At 47.8% G+C, this 2,716-nt stretch carries 1 protein-coding gene; it reads right to left on the bottom strand.

The features are described 5' to 3' along the window. Nucleotides 1-2,698: peptidase domain-containing ABC transporter (locus RMO79_RS17855; protein WP_310484594.1), on the bottom strand; the 2,698-nt coding region annotated here is incomplete at its 3' end. Nucleotides 2,699-2,716 lie beyond the last annotated feature (18 nt).

Here is a 2,716-nt window from a genome sequence, read left to right as displayed (position 1 = left end):
CACGTTCGCCGACTTTGGTGTTGTAGCCATCTGGTAACTCCATAATAAAATCGTGTGCGGCGGCTACTTTAGCTGCGGCAATTACATCTTCAGAGGTCGCATCGGGGTTGGTGAGGGCAATATTTTCTTGAACGGTACCGCTAAATAGGAGGGTATCTTGTAGTACCATGCCGATTTGTTGACGGTAGGAGTACAGCTCTGTTTTGGTAATATCATACTTGTCGATGACAATTCGCCCAGAGTTAATTTGATACAAACGGGGCATTAATTTCATCAGGGTACTTTTACCCGAACCGCTCAAACCCACAATGCCGACAAATTGTCCGGCTTGAAATTCTGCACTGAGATTATTTAACTGATTAACGCTACTACCGGGAAAACTAAAAGTGAGATTTTCGATTTTGACATGACCCTGAATTGGGGGCATGGTGATATTGTTGATGTTATCGGCATCGACTTCTTGGGGCGTATCGAGAATATCGCTCAAGCGTTCGAGTGAGAGGGCGGTTTCTTGGAAATTTTGCCACAATTGCACCAGGCGCAGCAATGGTTGAGTGGTATAACCAGCAATAATGCGGAAGGCAATTAATTCGCCGAGGGTGAGTTGTTTGGCTAAGACTAAATAGGTACCCACCCAGAGTAGGAGCAATCCAGAAAATTTGTTGAGGAAGCTACTAATCGAACCTGCGGTGTTCGATGTGAGGGCGGTTTTAAATCCCGCACTGACATAGCGGGCGTATTTAGCTTGCCATTGCCAACGCGATCGCAGTTCGATATTCTGAGCTTTAATGGTTTGAATGCCACCGATGACTTCGACTAGATAAGATTGCGATTCAGCGTTGCGCTCGGCTTTAGTCCGCAGTTGTCCGCGCACGATCGGTGAGACAATCCAAGTGAGTAAAATAAATGCGGGGAGTGTGGCTAAAGCAATAATTGTCAGCAGCCAACTATAAGCCAGCATTACGCCGATATATACTACCGAAAAGATGGCATCGAGAACGACGGTTAAAGCGGTACCTGTCAGGAATTGACGGATGTTTTCAAGTTCGTTAATCCGGGTGGCTAATTCGCCGACGGGACGTTTTTCAAAATATTTGAGCGGTAGTCTAAATAAATGGTCGATAATTTCCGCGCCCAGGCTAAGATCGATCCGGTTGGTGGTATCGACAAATAGATTAGTCCGCAGGGTGGTTAAAATGCCTTCGACGATCGCCAGTACGATTAATAAGGTACCAAAGGTATTCAGGCTGGTGATGCTATTGCCATTAATAACTTTATCGATAATTAACTGCGTCAGCAGCGGGTTAGCCAGCCCAAATACTTGCACGAATAGCGACGCGATTAAAACTTCGATTAATACGCCCTTATGTTTCTGGATAGCCGGAATAAACCACTTAATCCCAAATTTTTCTACCGGAGTATCCTTGCTGCGTTGGAGTAATAATACCTCGCCGACATCGCCCCATAATTCGGCAAAGGTGGTATGTTTTAACCGCCGCAGCCCCGATTCAGGAATGCCCAAAGTCAGCTCTTTGGGTGTAATCTGATAAACGATCGCAAAACTATCTTGCCACGGAATCAAGATCGGAGTCTGAAGTTTCCCGACAGCGGTGGCAGGAATTTTCACCATCTGGGAATTGATACCGAGCATTTCGGCGATCGCACCGCACAGTTGCAGTGGTACGCTACCACTACTACCAATCTGATTTTTTAATAATCGACTAACCACATCCGGGCGAAACGGAACTTTAAGATATTTGCACAGCATCTTTAAGCAAGCTGTCGTTCCATCTAACGCGCCTCTGCCCTTAAAGATCGGGTACCTGACTCGCTTGCCAGTGGGGGAATCGTTGTCGATTTCTTCGCCCCCTACGGGTCGATCTGGCGCGTAGGGAATCCCCAGTCCAGTCGGCGAAAAGTCACTCACCCCAGTTGAAAAACCCGTACTCAGATCGCCCGTCATGCCATCTAAAACGGCTAGCTGCGGTACGCCCACCAAGCGCGCGATCTGTGGCTTGCTAATTGTTAACACCGAATTAGCGGGATAATCTAAAGGATCGATACAACTCCCCACCGGATGACCGCTAATTTCGCCGCTGCTCACCAACCAACTGCGATCTGGATCTAGTTCTGAAACTCGTAATTTACCAGGCGCGAGATTGAGAATATTAGTTTGTGGGGCGAGTTTGAGCGCGAATTCGCGCAGATCTTTAGCTCCAAACGATCGCAACAGCAAATCGCTATCTGGACGATCTTGGAGCTGTTGAGCGACCAGATCGTAAACTTCGTTCGTCGGCGTACCATAGTAAAATAATGCCTCTAATTGCGGCGTGCGATCGATTAACGCCTGAAAATAATCGACCGGGATATTAATACACACCGCTTCAGTCGAGGCGATGGCTGTCTCGCACGGTCGATTTCGCACGATTCCCGCCCAGCCTAATATTTCGCCCTTTTCCAACAGTTGCAGCGTCGTCGGTGTCTGGTGTTGCGGATGATAAGCAAGTAACCTAATCTGACCTGAAAAGACAATAATAATCTCTCCTGGCATCTGCTCCCGCATCAGCACTGTCTGTCCCATCCGATAGCGGGTAAACTCCGATTTGTCGGCTAAATCTGCCAATTCTGCCTTTGATAATTGAGCAAAAGGCAAGAGATTGGCGAAGAAGTCGTGGATTTTAGGATGTGTGGAGGTCATTGGGAGCGGGCGGGTGGG

It is taken from the genome of Chamaesiphon sp. VAR_48_metabat_403, assembly GCF_031422475.1.
Taxonomy (GTDB): domain Bacteria; phylum Cyanobacteriota; class Cyanobacteriia; order Cyanobacteriales; family Chamaesiphonaceae; genus Chamaesiphon.
The sequence above is the reverse complement of the archived record's forward strand: the minus strand, read 5'-3'. Positions and strand labels throughout refer to the sequence as shown.